This is a genomic window from Pseudomonas tremae, assembly GCF_023278125.1.
Classification (GTDB): Bacteria; Pseudomonadota; Gammaproteobacteria; order Pseudomonadales; family Pseudomonadaceae; genus Aquipseudomonas; species Aquipseudomonas tremae.
Map to the genome: position 1 here is coordinate 3,777,813 of NZ_CP066270.1, position 18,947 is coordinate 3,796,759.

At 55.5% G+C, this 18,947-nt stretch carries 20 protein-coding genes; 5 read left to right on the forward strand and 15 right to left on the reverse strand.

Translation table 11 applies throughout. The annotated features are described in order from the left end of the window. The first annotated feature begins 5 nt into the window (after positions 1 to 5). The 3 genes from I9H09_RS17060 to I9H09_RS17070 all read left to right on the forward strand — a co-directional run bounded on the left by I9H09_RS17060 (position 6) and on the right by I9H09_RS17070 (position 1,939). Positions 6 to 887 (forward strand): copper resistance protein B, encoded by an 882-nt coding sequence (locus tag I9H09_RS17060; protein WP_183136855.1) that lies wholly within the window; start codon positions 6 to 8, stop codon positions 885 to 887. A 72-nt stretch (positions 888 to 959) separates the two neighbouring features. Next, the gene (locus I9H09_RS17065; protein ID WP_024689924.1) at positions 960 to 1,460 is read left to right on the forward strand and encodes an RNA methyltransferase; all 501 of its coding nucleotides are present in this window, start codon (positions 960 to 962) and stop codon (positions 1,458 to 1,460) included. Positions 1,461 to 1,558: 98 nt separating this feature from the next. Then, positions 1,559 to 1,939, forward strand: coding sequence for a YgaP family membrane protein (locus I9H09_RS17070; RefSeq protein WP_122346357.1), 381 nt, complete (start codon positions 1,559 to 1,561; stop codon positions 1,937 to 1,939). Positions 1,940 to 1,948: 9 nt separating this feature from the next. Here I9H09_RS17070 and I9H09_RS17075 read toward each other — a convergent pair whose 3' ends face one another. Next, positions 1,949 to 2,398, reverse strand: coding sequence for a YcgN family cysteine cluster protein (locus I9H09_RS17075; RefSeq protein WP_122346358.1), 450 nt, complete (start codon positions 2,396 to 2,398; stop codon positions 1,949 to 1,951). Positions 2,399 to 2,612: 214 nt separating this feature from the next. Between I9H09_RS17075 and I9H09_RS17080 the strand changes: the two genes are divergently transcribed. Further along, positions 2,613 to 3,206, forward strand: coding sequence for a nitroreductase family protein (locus tag I9H09_RS17080; RefSeq protein ID WP_024669486.1), 594 nt, complete (start codon positions 2,613 to 2,615; stop codon positions 3,204 to 3,206). A gap of 66 nt (positions 3,207 to 3,272) precedes the next feature. Here the strand turns inward: I9H09_RS17080 and I9H09_RS17085 are convergent, their stop codons facing one another. The 8 genes from I9H09_RS17085 to I9H09_RS17120 form a co-directional block, all read right to left on the reverse strand. After that, positions 3,273 to 4,205, reverse strand: a complete 933-nt coding sequence (locus I9H09_RS17085) for a D-2-hydroxyacid dehydrogenase (protein WP_024669485.1) — start codon at positions 4,203 to 4,205, stop codon at positions 3,273 to 3,275. An 84-nt stretch (positions 4,206 to 4,289) separates the two neighbouring features. Next, positions 4,290 to 4,583 carry a YcgL domain-containing protein gene (locus tag I9H09_RS17090; RefSeq protein WP_005892105.1) on the reverse strand — a complete coding sequence of 98 codons (294 nt, stop codon included), beginning with the start codon at positions 4,581 to 4,583 and terminating at the stop codon, positions 4,290 to 4,292. After that, a complete protein-coding gene (rnd, locus tag I9H09_RS17095; protein ID WP_236502426.1) occupies positions 4,580 to 5,713 on the reverse strand; it encodes a ribonuclease D in 1,134 nt (377 codons plus the stop codon). Before rnd ends, I9H09_RS17090 begins: the two co-directional genes overlap by 4 nt. Positions 5,714 to 5,863: 150 nt before the next feature. Then, on the reverse strand, positions 5,864 to 7,531 hold the full coding sequence (locus I9H09_RS17100; protein ID WP_122346359.1) for a phosphoethanolamine transferase: 1,668 nt from the start codon (positions 7,529 to 7,531) through the stop codon (positions 5,864 to 5,866). 234 nt (positions 7,532 to 7,765) lie between these two features. After that, a complete protein-coding gene (locus I9H09_RS17105; protein WP_122346360.1) occupies positions 7,766 to 9,457 on the reverse strand; it encodes an NAD-dependent malic enzyme in 1,692 nt (563 codons plus the stop codon). A gap of 310 nt (positions 9,458 to 9,767) precedes the next feature. Further along, positions 9,768 to 10,250 carry a gas vesicle accessory protein GvpU gene (gvpU, locus tag I9H09_RS17110; protein WP_122346361.1) on the reverse strand — a complete coding sequence of 161 codons (483 nt, stop codon included), beginning with the start codon at positions 10,248 to 10,250 and terminating at the stop codon, positions 9,768 to 9,770. 288 nt (positions 10,251 to 10,538) lie between these two features. Then, the gene (gene trpC, locus I9H09_RS17115; RefSeq protein WP_122313387.1) at positions 10,539 to 11,339 is read right to left on the reverse strand and encodes an indole-3-glycerol phosphate synthase TrpC; all 801 of its coding nucleotides are present in this window, start codon (positions 11,337 to 11,339) and stop codon (positions 10,539 to 10,541) included. 1,291 nt (positions 11,340 to 12,630) lie between these two features. Beyond that, entirely contained in the window at positions 12,631 to 12,837 is a 207-nt protein-coding gene (locus tag I9H09_RS17120; RefSeq protein WP_122325966.1) for a hypothetical protein, read from the reverse strand. Between the two features lie 199 nt (positions 12,838 to 13,036). On the opposite strand from I9H09_RS17120, the gene I9H09_RS17125 reads away from it, so the two are divergent. Beyond that, positions 13,037 to 13,780 carry a hypothetical protein gene (locus tag I9H09_RS17125; protein ID WP_235662440.1) on the forward strand — a complete coding sequence of 248 codons (744 nt, stop codon included), beginning with the start codon at positions 13,037 to 13,039 and terminating at the stop codon, positions 13,778 to 13,780. A gap of 159 nt (positions 13,781 to 13,939) precedes the next feature. On the opposite strand, the gene I9H09_RS17130 is transcribed toward I9H09_RS17125, so the two are convergent. The 6 genes from I9H09_RS17130 to I9H09_RS17155 form a co-directional block, all read right to left on the reverse strand. Continuing rightward, positions 13,940 to 14,317 (reverse strand): hypothetical protein, encoded by a 378-nt coding sequence (locus I9H09_RS17130; RefSeq protein ID WP_122325967.1) that lies wholly within the window; start codon positions 14,315 to 14,317, stop codon positions 13,940 to 13,942. Positions 14,318 to 14,844: 527 nt separating this feature from the next. After that, positions 14,845 to 15,819 (reverse strand): hypothetical protein, encoded by a 975-nt coding sequence (locus I9H09_RS17135; protein WP_122325969.1) that lies wholly within the window; start codon positions 15,817 to 15,819, stop codon positions 14,845 to 14,847. A gap of 9 nt (positions 15,820 to 15,828) precedes the next feature. Next, entirely contained in the window at positions 15,829 to 16,317 is a 489-nt protein-coding gene (locus I9H09_RS17140) for an Hcp family type VI secretion system effector (RefSeq protein WP_024668828.1), read from the reverse strand. A 193-nt stretch (positions 16,318 to 16,510) separates the two neighbouring features. Beyond that, complete coding sequence (locus tag I9H09_RS17145; RefSeq protein ID WP_236502620.1) at positions 16,511 to 17,755, reverse strand: SGNH/GDSL hydrolase family protein; 1,245 nt, start codon at positions 17,753 to 17,755, stop codon at positions 16,511 to 16,513. Next, entirely contained in the window at positions 17,752 to 17,970 is a 219-nt protein-coding gene (locus I9H09_RS17150) for a hypothetical protein (RefSeq protein WP_191892656.1), read from the reverse strand. The genes I9H09_RS17145 and I9H09_RS17150 overlap by 4 nt, the downstream gene beginning before the upstream one ends. Before the next feature lie 36 nt (positions 17,971 to 18,006). Further along, positions 18,007 to 18,801: a DNA adenine methylase gene (locus I9H09_RS17155; protein ID WP_236502621.1), complete on the reverse strand. Its 795-nt coding sequence runs from the start codon at positions 18,799 to 18,801 to the stop codon at positions 18,007 to 18,009. Positions 18,802 to 18,947: the final 146 nt, after the last annotated feature.

An 18,947-nucleotide genomic window follows, 5' to 3' on the forward strand; every position in this document is an offset into this window, starting at 1 on the left:
CAAGGTTGAATGGATCGCGCAATTTGCTTCGCCTGCCAGCCCTGCTGTTGACCGCAGGTCTGGTCATGGCCCCTTGGGCGCCAGCACTGGCGGCCGAGATGGAAGGTATGGATCACGGCAGCCACTCGATGCCGATGGACGCCGCAGACAGCGATAACGGCAACGCTGCAACGCAAAGCAGAACGCCGATCCCGCCCGTCACCGATGCCGATCGTGCTGCTGTCTACACCAGCCATGCAGGCCATCAGATTCACGACAACACCATCAACAGTTACTTTCTGGCCGACAAGCTGGAGTGGCAGGACGCCAACGATGGCAGTGCGCTGGCCTGGGACCTGTCCGGCTGGATCGGCGGCGATATCAACCGTCTGCTGTTGCGCTCCGAAGGCGAGCGAACCAACGGCAAGACCGAAGAGGCGGAAGTCCAGGCGCTCTGGGGCCACTCGGTCAGTTCGTCGTGGGACGTAGTGGCTGGCGCACGTCAGGACTTCAAACCTGGCGCCCCGCAAACCTGGGCAGCCTTCGGCCTGCAAGGCCAGGCGATTTCGGATCTTGACGTCGAAGCGACTGCCTTTATAGGCGAGGCCGGGCAGACCTCCGCGCGTCTGGAAGCCGACTACGACCTGTTGCTGACCAATAATCTGGTGCTGCAACCCACTGCTGAACTGAATTTCTTCGGCAAGAACGATCCGCAACGCGGCAACGGCTCAGGCCTCTCGACAAGCGAATTGGGCCTGAGGCTGCGCTATGAAGTCACCCCGCAATTCGCTCCGTATGTGGGCGTGACCTGGGAACGGTCCTACGGCAATACCGCCGACTACGCCCGCGAAGAAGGCGACGATGTTGCCGAAGCACGGCTGGTGGCGGGCCTGCGCGTATGGTTCTGAGCCGCGGAAATGCAAATGGCATTGCCGCAACCCTGCCGTATAATCCCCGGTTTTCTACAGAGCACCCTCCCCGTGGCCAACAAACGGTATGCCTGCATCGGTCTTTACAACCCCAAGTCCCCGGAAAACGTCGGTTCGGTCATGCGGGCGGCGGGCTGTTACGGCGTCGCGTCGGTGTTCTATACCGGCAAGCGCTATGAGCGCGCCCGGGACTTCATCACCGACACCAAGAAGGTCCATCAGGACATTCCACTGATCGGTATCGAAGACCTCAAGAGCATCCTGCCACTGGGCTGTATTCCGGTTGCTGTCGAATTGGTGGAAGGCGCCCGTGCGTTGCCCGAATACACGCATCCTGATCGGGCGCTGTATATCTTCGGCCCGGAAGACGGCTCGCTGGATCAGGACATACGAGACTGGTGCGAAGACGTGGTCTACATCCCGACCGAGGGCTGCATGAACCTGGCGGCCACCGTCAACGTCGTGCTCTACGATCGCATGGCCAAAGGCATCAACACGCGCTCGGGTCCGCAATTTGGTCGGGAAAAAATTGATCCGTCGAGCGACCACTGACACAAAAGCATTGAACCTGTGTTGTCAGCGGGCAGTCAGTTTCTCTGAACCAAGCTCCAACAGACTACCTCCGCACCACAACCTCATGGAGAGCCATCATGCGCGACACCCCGAGCATCGAACGCATTGACACACCTGAATTGCTCAAGCAAAAACCCGCTCAGAACGTTAACGGCTGGGAACGTATCGGCTCGCTGGCCGGCGGCGTGCTGATCATGGGCAAAGGCATCCGCCGTGGCGGTTTTCTGGGCCTCATCCAGCTGGCCATCGGTGGCGCAGCGCTGGCTCGCGGCATCAGCGGTCATTGCGCCGCCAAGACGCTGATGGAAAAAGGCCGTAGCGATCTGCAAAGCGCCCGTTCGAGCATCGAACGTGCTGGCGCCGAGTTGAACAACCTGAAAGACGACGCTGAAAATGCCGTCAAGGATGCCGCGGCCAAAAGCGTTGATGCGCTGACCGAGCCAAAGCCGGTCGTTTAAGCTAAGCGTTCAACCTGCGCGAAATATCAGGTAATCCTCCCAGTCGTCTTCGGCCACCGTGCTCTCACTGAGCATGCGGCCGGACTGGGAGATACGCTCATGATGCACTGCAGTGCGATCACCGCACACCAGATGGTGCCAAAGCGGCAAATCCTTCCCCTCGCTGACCAGACGATAGCCACAGGTCGGCGGCAGCCATTTGAACTCGTCAGCCTGACCCGGCGTCAGCTGAATGCAGTCCGGCACCGACGCCTTTCGGTTCGGATAGTCGGAACACTGACAGGTCTTGAGGTCCAACAGCTTGCAGGCAATCCGCGTGTAATAAACGCTGTTGTCCTCTTCATCTTCGAGTTTTTGCAGGCAGCACAAACCGCAGCCGTCACAGAGTGATTCCCACTCTTGCATATTGAGCTGGTCGAGGGTCTTGCGAATCCAGAACGGTTCAACTTTAGCGGCCATGAGTCGAGCAACGGTATCGATAATGAAAAGGCCGCCAGTCTAGAGGTACACGGGGTGCGGGCCAAGCACTTGCGACTGTCGGTAGCCGGGACTTGTCAGCCAGAAAGCAAAACAGTAGCGTTAGCGCGTTTTCAGCGCGTTCGGACGATGCCTGCCGACCACGGCCCATCCAGCCACGCTCGTTTCCCAACCTTTAGTGTTATCAAGGATTCTCATGAGCACAAACCCTCGCATCGCTGACCACCCTATCGCCCCTCAATTCACCGAACGCTGGTCGCCCCGCGCGTTCAGCGGTGAAGGCATTGAGCAGGAAACGCTGCTGAGCTTTTTCGAAGCCGCGCGCTGGGCGCCTTCTGCCTACAACTCGCAACCCTGGCGTTTTCTGTATGCGCGCCGTGACACACCGAACTGGGAGCGCTACCTGGGTCTGCTGAACGAGTTCAACCGCAGCTGGGCGCAACATGCTGCTGCCTTGGTGATCGTGATTTCCAAAACCACCTTCACCGCGCCCGGCGCAACGGAAGAAAGCCCGGCCCTGTGGCACACATTCGATACCGGTTCGGCGTGGGGTTACCTGGCGCTTCAAGCCAGTCTTGACGGCTGGCACACCCACGGCATGGCCGGTTTCGATCAGGACCTGACGCGCAAGACGCTGAATATTCCCGAAGGCTACGCGGTGCATGCTGCCATCGCGATCGGCAAGCTGGGTGATAAGTCGACACTGCCGGAATACCTGCAAGGTCGCGAAGTACCCAGCCCGCGCAAACCGTTGGCAGAACTCGCAGCTGAAGGTGATTTTTCGCTGTAACCGTTTTTTTGCCCGGACTGAAACAGAAAGGCCGACGCCTTGGGCGTCGGCCCTCCAGCGGTCAACTCAATAGCCGCGCGAGAAATCCACTTCCCCGCGCAAGGCTTCCCCGGCCTGAAAGGCTTTCAGGTTATGCACGAACAGCTCGGTCATGGCTACCGGCGATGTCGGCGCCGAGCTGTGCCCGGTCAACAGCAGACCGTAGGCGGTCCAGAACGGATGGCGCTGCGGCAGCGGCTCCTGACGACAGACGTCAATCACTGCGCCCGCCAGATGCCCCACCCTCAATGCCTCGACCAGATCTGCGTCAACCACCGAAATGCCACGCCCGACGTTGATGAACAACGCCGTGGGCTTGAAGCTGGCAAACAGCTTCGCGTCGTAAAGATCATGAGTCTCGGGCGTGTTGGGCAGCAGATTGATGACGTAATCCACCTCGCCGACCAGACGTCCGATGTCCGCCAGAGCGGCCACCTCAACGAACGGCTCCTGGGTGCGCGCAGTAGATGCCACGCCATAGACCTGTACGCCGAAGGGCAGCAGGAACTCCGCGACGCGCTGGCCGATATCACCGGCCCCGACGATCAACGCCTTGCGGCCCGCCAGACTTTGCCCGGTGCGGTTGTCCCACTTGCGCTCGACCTGGCTCATCAATCGCGCCAGCACTTCTCGTTCGTGGCCAAGCATGTAGGTCAACACGAATTCGGCCATGACCTGACCGAAAATGCCCACCGCGCGGGTAAGGCGATAATCCCGCGACAGGCCGCCCATCAACAGCGGGTTAATGCCCGCCCAGGTAGATTGCAGCCACTGAGGCTTGTGGCCTTGACGCAACAGGTTGGCCATCAGGTCCGGCTGCCCCAGCCAGACCGGGCAATCGCTGGCCATCCGCGACAGCTCGGCAGAGTCACCGCTGCTCAAGACGTCCAGCTCAGGCACAGCCTTGCGCAACAATTGGGTATAAACGGGGTAGTCGTGCTCGGCAATCAGAACGCGCATGTTTCAAAAACCTTAAAAACAGGACAGGCAACCCACAACCGATGTGGACCGCTTTTACGACACGATTTACAACCGCAGCAAAAATCACATGGGATCGTTGCGGCGCAGCAGCTCTTCGGGTAAATGCTCGATGTACTCGTCTTCAGCCGGCGGCATCTGCAGGTGATAGCCCTGACTGTCGAGGTTCGACAACACCAGATTGATGTCTTCACGCGCCAGCGCTCGCTCCGGGCTCAACACCAGATCAAAGGCATGCACCGGCTTGCCGAACGCCACCAGCAATTCTGGCGGCACACGCTTGAGGACATCGCTCTTGAGCACGTAAAGGTACATTTCGTTCTTTTTCGGGCTGCGATAAATCGAGCAGATACGCTTCAAGACTGTTCTCCAGGGGTTGCCAGGCTGTCGAGCAGCGCCTGACCCATCAATTCGCGACGCCAGCCACGCAACGAATCGGGCAATTGGCAAGGACCGTCGGGGTAACCGCTCTTGAGCAGGGCTTCGAGGGTCTTCTTGCGCAGCATCAGCTCGGGCGCCATGTCCATTTTCTCGGCGTACTGCTGACCGATCGCACGCAGGCGTTTGATCGAACCGGCAGCGTCTACCGGAAGCGGCTCGGGCAGCGCAGGCGGCCATTGTTCCGGCGGCAGGCTACTCGCCGTCTTGATCAGTTCGAGAAGGAACTCGCCATCATGACGAACAGTGCGCGGGTGCATGTCTTCGATACGGGCCAGCGCGCCGAGGTTGTCCGGCTGCGTTTTTGCCAGCGGCCAGAGCGAGTGCTCGCGCACGATGCGATTACGCGGCAGGTTGCGCGCGCGCGCCTCACGCTCACGCCAGGCACACAATTCGCGCAGCACCGCCAGTTGGGCACGCGACAGTTTCCAGGCCAGTTTGGCATCCCTGTAGACCTCGTAAGGGTCAACTTCACGGCGCAGATTGGCGACCAGTTCGGCACCGTCGTCCAGCAACCAGGCGTATTTGTCATCGGACAAACGCGGGCGCAGGATGGCAAACAGCTCGGCAAGGTGTACCGCATCTTCGGCGGCATAGCTGATCTGCGTCTCCGACAGCGGGCGTTGCAGCCAGTCAGAGCGGGTTTCGCCCTTGGGCAGGTCGATGTCGAGCACCTCCTGCACCAGTCGCGAATAGCCCATGGAAAAACCGAGGTTCAGGTAAGCAGCTGCCAACTGAGTATCGAACAGCGGAACCGGCAGGCTGCCGGTCAGGCGCAGCAAGACTTCGAGGTCTTCGCTGCACGCATGAACGACTTTGATCACGTCGGGATTTTCAAGCAACGCAGACAGGGGCCGCCAGTCATTGATCAGCAGCGGATCAATCAACCACGCGCTTTTTCCGTCGCCTATCTGCAGCAGCGCGGCTATCGGGTAAAACGTATCGACCCGCATGAACTCGGTGTCGAGCGCTACAAACGGCAGCGACTGCCATTGTGCGCAATACAGGGCGAGGCTGTCGTCGTCGCGAATCCAGTGAATATCGATGGCCACATGGCTCTCCCTTCAACAATGGCGCGCAGTATATATCGTCATCGAAGAATATCGCGCGTCTGTCGTCCGAGTCTGGCCGTTCTTCATGCAAATGACTGACAGGAACGGCGACGCGTGTCCCGAATACCGACTGCCCCTGGCGCCCACGCTTCACTCGGCGGCACCAGGCACACTGGACGCCTGGTCAGTTGCTCTAGCCTCACTCCGGCAGCTGGCAAACATATCCAGCGCCGGGTTATAGACCTTGGTGTCCACTTTCAGCAAACCCAGCATCGAGTGAAACAGATTGTCCTGGCTCAACGGGGAATTGCGCTCTTTTGCCAGGCATTCAGGGCTTACCGCAAAGGACTTCTGATACGCATCGGACAACCAGATCAGCAAAGGCACATGTTTTTGCTGGTCAGGGGCCAATACATAGGGTGTGCCGTGCAAGAACAGGTTGTATTCACCGAGTGATTCACCATGGTCCGACAGATACACCATGGCGGTATCGACCTTGTTCTGATTCTTGCGCAACAGATCGATCAGGCTGGACAGCACGTGATCGGTATACAGCAGCGTGTTGTCATAGGCATTCACGATCGTGTCGCGGCTGCAGTTGTTCAGCGCATTGCTTTCACACACAGGGGTGAAGGTTTCAAACTCTTTTGGGTAGCGCTTGTAGTATTCAGGGCCGTGACTGCCCATCTGGTGCAGAACCAGAACCGTGTCCTTGTCGAGGTTGTCGATAAAGCCCTGCAGGCCTTGCAGCAGAATTTCATCGCGGCACTCGTGGGACGTACACAACTGCGGGTCTTTGAGGTTGCTGACATCCTGGAATGTCACGCGATCACACGTGCCTTTGCAGCCTGCCTGATTGTCGCGCCACACGACGTTAATGCCCGCGCGCTTAAGCACATCCAGCAAGCCTTCCTGATTGCGCGCCACGGTGGCGTTGTAATCCTTGCGGCCCATGTTGGAAAACATGCATGGCACCGAAACTGCAGTTTCAGTACCGCAGGAATAAACATCGGTGAACGCCACCAAACCACTCTCTTTGTTCAGGTTCGGTGTGGTGTTGCGACCATAGCCCAGTATGCCGAAGTTCTCGGCCCGGGCACTTTCGCCGACCACCAGCACGGTCAGGGATTTACGGCTATGCGTCGCCCAGTCCGACGAGCGCTTGGCGTCCTCGCCGATCGTGACGAACGGGCGCTGGGCAGAGACGACCTGCTCACGCAGATAACCCACCGAAGCACCGATGTAATTGCTCGGCACGACCATCAGACGCAGTTCGTGATGGTTGCGAAACAACGAAGACAGGCCTTGATAGTTAGCCAGCGCCGCTGCGCCGATGACAACGCTGCAGACCACAGCCACCACCAGCTTGCTGAACAGCTCGCGGTGCCAGGGACGATAGCCAACAGGCGTTTTCCACAGTATCAGCGAAGGCAGTACGCCTAATAACGCGATGTACAACACCAGCTTCAGGGACAGCAACCCTTGCACTTCCGTCACGTTGGTTTCGGCAAAGTTGCGGAACATGCCTGCGTCGATCATGACCCCGTATTCGGTCATGAAATAGACCACACCGGCACTGACCATAAACAGAAAGATCAACACCGGTTTAAACACTGCACGGAATGCAATCAGCGTCAGTGCGATATTGAACACACAGAAAATCATCAATCCAAATGCAACGCGCATGGCAATGCCTTTGGCATCGGAACTCGTAATCGCAAACAGGTGTTGCCAAAGATTGAGATTGAAACCGAATAAAAGAAAGCCACTGGCAAGCAAGGTTACAAACTCTGGACGAACAGTTCTGGGTGTCGGCATTGTGGTCTGCTTATCTAATTAATGTGCATCGGGCATAGCAGGAACCAGGCAACTCCCCGATGGCGCGGACTGTAGGCAGCGCCTCATCAATTTTATGTGAAAAAGGTGAGACGATTGGGTTGAATGAAGGTTATTTCACAGGAAAGCATCACGGCGCACGCTTTGCCCCTCGTATTCACAAGAACGCCCCTGCAAGCAGGCTTGCAGAGGCGTCACGGTTCAAGCGGCGCCCGGTCAGACCGAACGGCGTCGATAGGCGCGATAACCCGGCAGCCAGAAATTGCGTTCAATGGCTTCCAGCAACGCTTCCTCCGAGGTATCCAGTGCCAGCCCTTCAGCCTGGGCCTCTCTGGCGACTGCCAGCGCGATCTTGCGGCTGACCTGCTGGATTTCCTTGAGCGGTGGCAAGACCGCATCGCCCTGCCCCGTGACCATCGGCGAACACTCGGCCAGCGCATTTGACGCGGCCATCAGCATGCGGTCGGTAATGCGCGATGCCTTGCAAGCGACCACGCCAAGGCCGATGCCCGGAAAGATATAAGAGTTGTTGCACTGCGCGATGTGAACGGTACGGCCGTTTATCTCGACCGGCGCAAACGGACTGCCAGTCGCAACCAGCGCGTTGCCGTCAGTCCAGCGCAGAATCTCTTCCGGCGTAGCCTCGACTTTAGAGGTCGGGTTCGACAGCGGCATCACCAGTGGTATGGCGCAGTGCTTGTGCAGCTCACGCACTACCTGCTCGGTGAACAGGCCGCGCTGCCCGGACACGCCGATCAATACGGTGGCACCGGCGTGCGTCACCACGTCGAGCAGCTGAGGAAAGTCTTCCGTACCTGCCGTCCAGCCAGCGACATCAGCGGTTTTTTGCGCCAGACGTTGCTGGAAGTCCAGCAAGTTACCCATGCCTTCAGTCAGCAGACCGAAGCGGTCAACCATGAATATTCGCTTGCGCGCCTCGCTTTCGCTGAGGCCTTCGATGCGCATCGCAGCGATGATGTGCTCGGCAATCCCGCAACCCGCAGACCCTGCGCCGACAAAGACCACTTTCTGCTGGCCAAGGGTTTCATTCTTGGCCTTGCAGGCCGCCAGCAACGTGCCCACAGCAACCGAGGCAGTGCCCTGAATGTCGTCGTTGAAGCAACACAGCTCGTCCCGGTACTTCTCAAGCAGCGGCATGGCGTTGGACTGGGCGAAATCCTCGAACTGCAACAGCACGTCCGGCCAGCGACGTTGAACCGCATCGATGAACAGCGCAATGAAGTCTTCGTATTCCTTGCCCGACACCCGCTCGTGACGCCAGCCCATGTACATCGGGTCGTCCAGCAGCTCGCGGTTGTTAGTCCCGACGTCCAGCACGATCGGCAGCGTATAGGCCGGGCTGATCCCGCCACAGGCTGTGTACAGTGACAGCTTGCCGATCGGAATCCCCATGCCGCCGATACCCTGGTCGCCAAGGCCGAGAATTCGCTCGCTGTCGGTCACCACAATGATCTTGATACGGTCCTTGGTGGCACTGCGCAGGATGTCATCGATGCGGTCGCGCTCAGGATAGGAAATGAACAGGCCGCGATGCGTGCGGTAAATCTTGGAGAACTCCTGACACGCCTGCCCCACTGTCGGCGTGTAGATGATCGGCAGCATCTCGTCCAGATGCGAATCCAGCAGGCGGAAAAACAGGGTCTCGTTATTGTCCTGAATCGAACGCAGGTAAATATGCTTGTCCAGGTCGCTAGCGCACTGTTTGTACTGGCTGTAAACCCGGGTGACCTGCTCTTCGATGGTTTCGACGTTCTGCGGCAGCAGCCCGATCAAATTGAATTCAACCCGCTCTTGCGGGGTAAAGGCGCTGCCTTTGTTCAGCAGCGGCATCTCCAGCAGCGAGGGACCTGCGTAGGAAATGTATAAAGGTCGCGAAGTCTTGGTCATTTTCTCTAGTCGCCTTTTTCGTCTACTCATTAATTCTGTACGTCGACCGAGGCGGGCAGCCTGGCTCATTTCTTGTTATTTTTTCTTGTCGCCAGTTCTCATCAGGCCATGCCGAAAACATTCGGCGCGTGGGTCAGGTGGCACATATTACTCGCCCACAGAACGGTTGCGGCATTTTGTCGCGCACAGAGCAGCCCAATGAAGCCATTCGCCGCGCAGCGCTCTGCTGCCAATCAGCGCCAAAAGCGCTCTGGCAAAGTGTGCCGAAAGGGGGGTGAGAAGCCCCGACGATTGTCGGGGCCTGTAGACGTCAGGACACTTCAGTTTTCTCGGCAATCAGCCCGATGGTAAACCCGTCGACCGCTGAAATCCGGCCACGCCACAGAACACCAGCCTCACAGATCGGGTTACCGTCAGTGGAAAAAGTCTGGCAATCCTTCAGGTGGATGAAATGGAAAGCCGGCGTGTCTTCCGACGATTCGCCCGGCTTGAAAGACAGGATCATTTCTTTCATCGACGCATCAGTGCCATTGGCAAACTGAGAGAACGGCGCCGAAATATCCTCAGCCAGCTGCTCAAAATAGGTGTCGTGAGAAATCAGATGCCCGGAAACCAGATTTCCGCCTACCGATAGCGTCACGCCCATCTCCACCTTGGTGTTCGCCACGAACTTGACCAGCCACTGCAACAACCAGTCAATCTGTTTGCCCTGCCACTTGAACTGGGCGATCACGTCATCGTGACTTTGGTCGGGGGAAGGCTGCGCCCTTTGTACCTGATCTGCGTCCGACATCTGATAGCTCCTCGCCTCACAAAACGTTGAACCCAAGGTATAGATCAGATCGGGCGAAAGGGAAACCGGGGACAGGTGATTAGTGGATATTGGCAGCTTGAAAGGTTCGATCCGGGTAACCACTGACTTCGGCTCACTACCGAATGTAACGCGCCCAAGCGGACAGGCAAGGACAGGGCAAGTACGAACAGCATCGTCCTGGTACGTGACCTGATCAGACAGAAAGGCGTGCTTCGTGAACCGTCAGAGGAGCATGGTCGCCCCTCTGAGTAAAAATTGACTAAATGCTCAGTCGGCACTGCCTGTAAGCAATGTTTTTGTCGCCGCCACAACATCTTCTTTGCGCATCAGGCTTTCACCAACCAGATAGGTAGTGATGCCGGCCTTTTTAAGGCGAAGGCAGTCGTTATGGTTGGCAATCCCGCTTTCACCGACCAGAAGCTTGCCTGCGGGAACCATCGATGCCAGGCGCTCGCTCACGCCAAGGTCTACTTCGAAGGTATGCAGGTTGCGATTATTGACGCCCACCAGTGGCGAAGACAACTTGAGCGCACGCTCCATTTCACTTTCATCATGCACTTCTACCAGCACGTCCATCCCGAGCGTCATGGCCACGGCTTCAAGTTCAGCAGCCATGTCGTCAGTCAATGAAGCCATGATCAGCAATATGCAATCCGCGCCCCACGCACGCGCTTCATAGACCTGATAAGTGTCGAACATGAAGTCTTTGCGCAACACAGGGAGGCTGCAGGCGTTTCGCGCATCAATGAGAAACTGTGGGGCCCCCTGAAAGCTTGGGGTGTCTGTCAGAACGGATAGACAGGCTGCACCACCCGTTTCATAGGCCTGAGCCAGCGCAGGGGGATTGAAGTCTTCACGAATCAGACCTTTTGACGGGCTGGCCTTTTTGATTTCTGCGATTAACCCCAACAAGCCCTGCTGCTCTTTCGCTTTCAGTGCATTATAAAAGCCCCGAGGACCTGGCTGGTCGGCGGCATGTTGCTTGATGACGCTCAACGGCAACTTGGCTTTTGCCGCCTCAATCTCTTGAAGTTTATAATGTTTTATCTTGTTCAGAATATCACTCATTGCAGCTCCTCATATTTTAGCGGGGTATCTATCAGATCAAGCCCTGTAGTGCCACTGGGCCATCGCTTTCACGTTTGGCGCTTCAGCCGTTAGAGCACGAGTGTAATCACCGACTGACAGGAAAAAATTAAAATTAATTAATTAAACTCCACCTGTCAACGCTACTGATTATGTTATGTGCGTCGGGCATGGTCGATAGGTAGCTTATAAAGTGACATCATCGCTACCCATAGAAAAAAGTCTGTTTTTTCATGTTTTTTTTCAGTCTGCAAGCGAAAATTTAACGTCCTGAGTGGTCAGCATGAGCAGATCGGTTCCATAGGGAGAGCCTGCGGAAATCAACATCCCCGTGAGCAGGGCTACCGATAGATCACGCCAGGCACTGCTTGAGGTCGCCCCGGATTCGGGGTACGTAAGCAAAATGCAGATCGTCGTGCGGCAATGGGCAAGGCGTCACAACAGGAAAGTACCTACACGGCTGGCAGATTGGTCTTACATAAAACGGGCTGGATATAATCAGGTATTTGCCACAGCTTTCAGTCGACAAGTCACCATGACATCTAAAGAGCATTCGGTTAGCCAAACGGCTGACTGCAAAAATCTGGAGGGGACAGACTCTACGAATCAGAGCTGAAATACGCTGGCAGTTTAGATGCGACAGACCCGAGATAAATCAAATGACAGGCATCATTAAAAATTCATAAAATCTGTTGCTGTGTTATCAATAGCATCGCTCATCGCCTCTTTGGTATTGACCACTGTACCCCGGCTGGCTGACATCAATGATCTTTTAAAAATCACATCAAGGAAATCTTAAAAAACAGGTCAGATTAAACTGACTCTAAATAGCTGGATGGCAAACGTGCCACAACGGTTTTACCGGTTCGCACGAGCACTGTGTAAATAAAAGTTATCAATGACAGCCCTCGGACTCATAGGAATCGGCATTCACACGGATCGACCTTCAAAGAGACTGATGCCAGCAATGCCTACGAAGAGGGCTTGCCAGCATGAGAAAAACAGTAAGACCGGAAACAAAAAAACCCCGTAACTCGCCGAGTTACGGGGTTTTCAAATAATGGCGGAGAGATAGGGATTCGAACCCTAGGTACCGGTGAAGGTACAACGGATTTCGAATCCGTTTTCTCCGCCAATAAAATATATCATGCATTCCCGAAGACCTTAAAAACAGTGGCTTTCAGCTAAGCATGACACCACAACACTCCACATAATTCGGGGGACTTATTCCCCCAAATTTCCCCCAAGACTGTCATTCTCATTTTGAGACTCATTACTGACCAGTGACACCCTTTATCAGCTTCTTTCTCTGCTCGTTTTCCCGCTCTAGGTCTTTGAAGCACTGATCCTGCTGGTCCTCTGGAAGATTAAAGCAGTAATCAACTTTCTTAGGCACATCCGACTGCTGCAGGTAAACTCTGAACGCCACTCCCAGCATTGCTAATACGACGATCACTAATATCCAATACAGTCCCTTCATAACAACTCCTTTTTTAGAAGGACTCAAATTACATCAAAGCACCAGTGAAAAGAAGGCGTAATGCCTGCCCCCCCCTTTTGATCGGGAGGGGTACCAATCACACCAACCTTCTCCCGGCGTCCTGCCGACGAACACCACTCCCCAAACCTGAACGACTCGACTACTGTATACCCATACAGCAATTGAGAATCCCCCCCCCATGAACGAGTGCAACAGCTCAGAAGCCTTGGCCGAATGGCACAAAAGGCTCAACGACAGGAGGCAGTGGACGAACCCCGCGGTCACTTACCGGTTTCTGGCACGCATGGCCGAAGACATGCAGGCTGGCGGGTTGGTCGATCCGTTGGCGCGCTTTGAGCTCTTCGAGCTGGCCAGCGCCGCTTTTTGCCACTTCACCGAGGAAGGCAACCACGAATGGCGGCATCAGGCATCGGACTATCTGGCCTACAACAAGGGCGGCGTAATAGTCGGCAGCCTGCTCAACTCCCGATACGTGCTTCATGAGGCCGACCAGTCGCCCTACCATGCTGCCCACTTCGCCTTTCTCGACGAGAAAAACGACCTCATCATGAGGGATTACAAGAAGTACGGCGTGCTCGAGGGTCGCTACATCTACACCGAAACCGGCCAGACGCTGACGCTGGTTGAGCAATCCAGGCAGATCAACGGTGTGAGCTATCAACGCCTGAGCGATGAAGATCAATATCGAGCGCTCGTCGACGCCTCAGCGGTAGCCCTCGAACAAGGCGACTTCAAGGCCTACGTTTCGCTGTGGGAGCGTCATAGCCACTCGATATTTATCAGATGCCTTCACTGCCTGGACGGATTCGCAGTGCGCGACGATTGTACGCACTGCGATGGCCTAGGCTTTATCGAAGACCCGCAGTGCCCGAACAAGCTGCCGCAGTCACTCAGCCGCCAACGGGGCGTTCCGACAGAGTAGCGGAGCGCCGCCTCGACCATCTACACCTTGCGTATCCCGAACTGCGCGGCCTTGACCGTCGAGTCCTGCGGCACGCCTGCAGCCAGGTATAGGCCAACCTGCAACAGAGAGGACCCTCTAAGTTAATCAAACGAACACCTGCTTTACTTCATAAAATAATCACTGTTCAATATATTTCGATGCGACATCAAGAGCAAAAAGACAAAAAATCAACACCCCTCCGATAACGATAGGAGTTACGAGAAGCCTTTTATAAAAGCGAGGAAGACCTTCTACCTCACCAACGTCAACAAGACCTCGTTTAGCATAAATTTTCGGCATCATTATTATTGTGGCAATAAGCCCACATCTCATAACCTCCCCAAGCAAACCAGCGCTCCCCCAAACGTTTCTAATATCGCTCACATAAGAACACCCCGACAGACACCCCTCAATCGTGTCAATGTATCTATGAGCAATAAATGCTATAGCAAAACAGACGAAAAATAGAAGTACGAGAATGAATCCACTAGCCAGCCCTATTTGAATGTTGTTCATTTAGTCATTTTACCGTACAGAATTTCATCACAAGCCTCACCTCCCGATAACTATAAGTGCTTTAGGTGCAATGATAGCGACACTTACTAGCACACGCTTGGCGCATCTTGATTTATCACTTATTAATGCGAACCCTGAAGACCATTCCCATGACACTTAGGCACGAGGTATTGCAAACTGGGTAAACCAGATCAATGCTATAAATATCACGATCTGGGCCGTCCACGGAATAAATAGCAAGCACCTCATTTTTCTAGGAAAGTTTTTTGCCTCTTTTATATCCATAATTCCACGTTTTTTGCCCAAGCTCGGAATTAATAGAAATATATATATCATGCCGCACCGCACGATTTTTCCGGGTAATCCTGCTTCACGATAAGTCGCTTGGTTGTCTGTTATGAGCTTGCAGTTCGATAGGTATGATTCAAAAATATGCGTATACTTATGTGCTACATAAAGTGACGCGATAATGATGATTATCATGACTGCGTATAAAATCACTCCTATCAGGCCTAGCTCTATGCCCATCATTGGGTCGTCTTCCCATAAATATATTCTCCGACAAACTCACCGCCACTGCCTATTAAAGCACCGCCTACGGCTCCTCCGGCAGCAGCCCCAACTACAACGCAGGCTAGCGTACCCAATCCCGCCGATGGAAGACCCACCGCCATGCATACAGCGCCAGCAGCATAACTCCCGAGAGATCCACCCACAGCACTGCCGCCTAGACTTCCAACTAAAGATGCGCCTTCAACGTACTTTGCTTTTCTACACTGTTCTTCGCGACCTGCAGCGCAAGCTTTGTGAATGGAAAGTCCGGTAGCGCTTACGTCAAGCGCAATACCTATATATGTACCTCCTTTTATCCACTTCGCCGCTCTTGCAACGCCTGATACTTTTTCGGCATAGCCTACTATTTCTCCAGCGTGTAGATAGTTCGTTGTTGAGAGCCCTAACAGCCTTTCGATTGAACCCTCATTACGTAATCCAGAACCAAGCGACGCTATATTATCGAGCTGCTGTTCTAGTTTGATAAAAAGTGAGGTTCGTTTAGCGTAGAATGCGTCGCGGTCTGTCATCGTGCCGGAGCCCAAGTATTCCCGATACAGTCTTTCGATATCCTGGAGTGTCTCTTTGATAGCTTCGAGGTGCTTGCCCCAGCTCTCACTGATCGCGCCTACCCCCATTGAACTATGACTAATCAATTGCTTGAGCAACTCAAAATTCTCAAGAAAAAAGTCATCCCCTCCCACGCCATTTACTAGCAGCGCCGTATGCACCTCTGCGGCCTTCGCCATCAAGAAAGCTTCCTGGGCTGTAGACGAAGGAGTGGAGGCGTCACCGACGATGACCATTTCCCCCGCAAGGACGACGCCGCCCGAGATGTGTGAGTTGAGGGCGAGGAACTTGGACTTGGTATTCTTCGGCAGTGCTAGGTTGGCTTTCAGAGAGTCAAAGGTCTGTGTTCTGGCATTTATAAAGGATCGTGCTTCGCCCATGGTCCTGCCTCACGAGTACTTTTTATTATTGATACGGTCCCAGCCGCCAGCAACGTTACCGCCCGCCATGCCATCAACACGTTTCTGCATCGTGTAGGTTGTTTTGATGCGACCATAGTTGAGTTGTACGATTTCGACCGGAACGCCAGAGCTCGCGCTTTGTGTGTAGTCGGCGATGATGACTTCCTCAAGCACCACTTCGTAGTATTTGAGCTTGTCAGTGCCAGCGCGGCAGAGTACCAGTTTCACTTCCTTCAGGTGCTGGCCTGCGCAGCTGGCTTCCATGAGCTTGCAGCTGGCACTATCGAGGTACTTGGTGAAAGTGAAGTTGGTCATAGTGGTGCGGCCGGAGGAAGCGCCGCCCGAGGAACTGGCGGTTGCGGAGGTGCTTTGACTTACACCGAAGTTGTAACCGGTAATTTCGATCCACTTGCTATATTTCTCGTCCAGCGCCTCGCCAGGGATGTCCGCGATCTGAATAAACGCGTCGAAAGCCATCTTTTACCTCTCCTTGGTAGCAAATTTGCTACTGAAATTTGCGTTAAAAGTAGCGATTCGACATTAGACCGCAATGGTAGTTCCGGAAAAAATCTATCTCGGCAACTATGGTGAACGCGGTAGCCCTGCCCTTATCGAGTGTACGTTTGCTGAGGCTAATGCGGTCAGCAGTGCGCGGGGATTTACGCTTCACCTACACTTTGCGAATCCCAAACTGTGAGACCTTGACTATCGAGTTCTGCGGCACGCCAGCGGCCAGGTACAGCCCCATCCGTGAGGTGATCACCGTTTCAGTCAGATCAACCGTCCCTCGCTGCGTCTCCAACTGTCCGGAGAAGCTGGCCGGCATGGTGAACGGCTCTTGATACTTGTCCATCGAGCGAAAGTAGAACGTAGTCGAGGCCCCGCCGACAGGCTTGGTGATGGTCAACTCAGCCTCCCACCCCAGTATCCCGCGTGACGCCCCCGCTAGCTCCACCGCCGACACCATTTCGATAACGTCACCTGCGGCCAGATTGGTATTGGTGACGTTCGCTGTTGGCTGCACGTAGATGTAGCCGCCCGCCGCGGCCATGTTGCCGCCCAGCTCGATGCACTGTGCTTCGCCATAAGCAGCAGGCTCCTTGAACCAGCGCGTGGTGATCCCGGTCAAGGCAGAGCCCACGGCTTTGTAGCCGTCAGCCAGCACCGAACCGGCCACGGCGTTGACACCAGCCGGGAGAGTGCCGCCAGTGCCCAACATCATAGGGTTTGCATTGAGGCAGCCGAACGGGCGAATGGCCGAGTAGATATCGCCAGCGTCCGTGGGCAGCGGGATACCGGGAAATTCGAAGTTGGCGGTGATGATTGGCACCACTCGCGAACTGATGAAGTCGGCACCGAGAATGTTCGGATGCAGGCCTTCAACCGTCATAGCCTCGGTGAAGCCGTCCCAAATGTTCACCACAGGTACGAACTGGCTAACGTAGCTCAGCACCCAGTCTTTGTAGGCGATCGCATCGGCCAGCGCCTGACCGGTCAGCGCCCTGCTACCGAAACGCGGCGTACCAGTGCCGACGATCAGGTACTTGCCAGGCGTGTCCAGGAACGCGGTGACGATCTTCATCACGTTGGCTTTCGTATCGGCGAGGCTCATACCCGCCGTGGTGCTGTCGTTGGTGCGTGACAGCAGCAGCCACAGGTCGGCCGTAGACGAGGCAATGCAGGCCGGTAGCCTGGCCAGGAACTGCCCGGTGTGGTCGCCGAGCTTGCCTTGATTGTCCAGGTAGCTGGGAAACAGGCCGGTGCGCGCCGCGATCATGCCGGCATAGCCATAGGCCTCAGTGCCGAACGCGGTCGCCGCGATGGTGTGGCAATTGCCCGAGAAGCTATCTCCGAGCAGGCCCAGGCCGCGTCGGATCGGCTGGCGCCGGGGGATGGGATTGACCAGAAGGCTCATGCGTATACCTCAAATGCAGCGCTACCAGCTGGCACGATGCGGATCGTCGCGGGTGGAAAGCTCAATTGATAGGCACCGTCTTTCCAGAACGTGTCGGTATTGATCCAGCTGTCCCCAGCCTGGATCTGGACTGACACCGAACCACCGTTCGCCTTCACTGCCAGCGTTACCTTTATGGTGCGGTCGTAGTTTTCTTGCTTAATCGATGTCTGCATTTTGCCTCCAAAGTACATAAAAAAAGGCGCGAAGCCTCAGAACAAGCCCCCAAGCGCAGACGCCTCCCAATTCATTATCACGAGCTCTCCACTGACCTCGCTCTTGCCTTGTCGCTGATTCGAAGTGGTGTAGCGAATATCCACCTGCTCAAAATGGAAGCCGTCGAAAACCTTCCTGATGTCAGGGTGATCGTTGATGCTCACCATCACCTTTCCTTTACATCTCCGCATGAAGTCGGCGATTCGCTCGTAGTTTTCGAACGGGAAATCCACGCCATAGCCAGCGGTTTTCCAATACGGGGGATCCATGTAGTGAAAGGTGTGGGCACGGTCGTAACGCTCGGCGCAGTCCAGCCAAGGAAGGTTTTCGACATACGTGCCAGAAAGCCTCTGCCAAGCGGCGGACAGGTTTTCCTCGATCCTCAGCAGATTTATGGCAGGACCAGTGGTCGCGGTCCCGAACGTCTGCCCAGTAACCTTGCCTGCGAATGCGTGGTGCTGGAGATAGAAAAATCGGGCGGCTCGCTGAATATCGGTGAGAGTTTCAGGGCGGGTCGTTTTTTGCCACTCGAACACCTGCCTGGAGCTAAGCGCCCATTTGAACTGGCGTACAAATTCTTCGAGATGGTTTTGCACCACCCGATACAAACTAACCAGCTCGCCATTGATGTCGTTTAGAACTTCAACAGGGGCGGCCTGAGGTCGCATGAAGTACAGCGCGGCTCCACCAGCGAAAACTTCGACATAGCATTCATGTGGAGGGAAAAGGGGGATAAGTCGGTCGGCGAGGCGGCGCTTGCCGCCCATCCAGGGAACAATCGGGTTAGTCATGTGCAAGCCTTTACTGTATGGATAAACAGGTGCTAGGCTCGCCGCGCTTTGTGCACAGAGCGAGGGGCCTTGGCTGGACTTGCAGGAATAGTCTGCGGTTCGGTGGCTGGAACGGATGTTGACGCATCCTTACCAGCCGCTCCTTT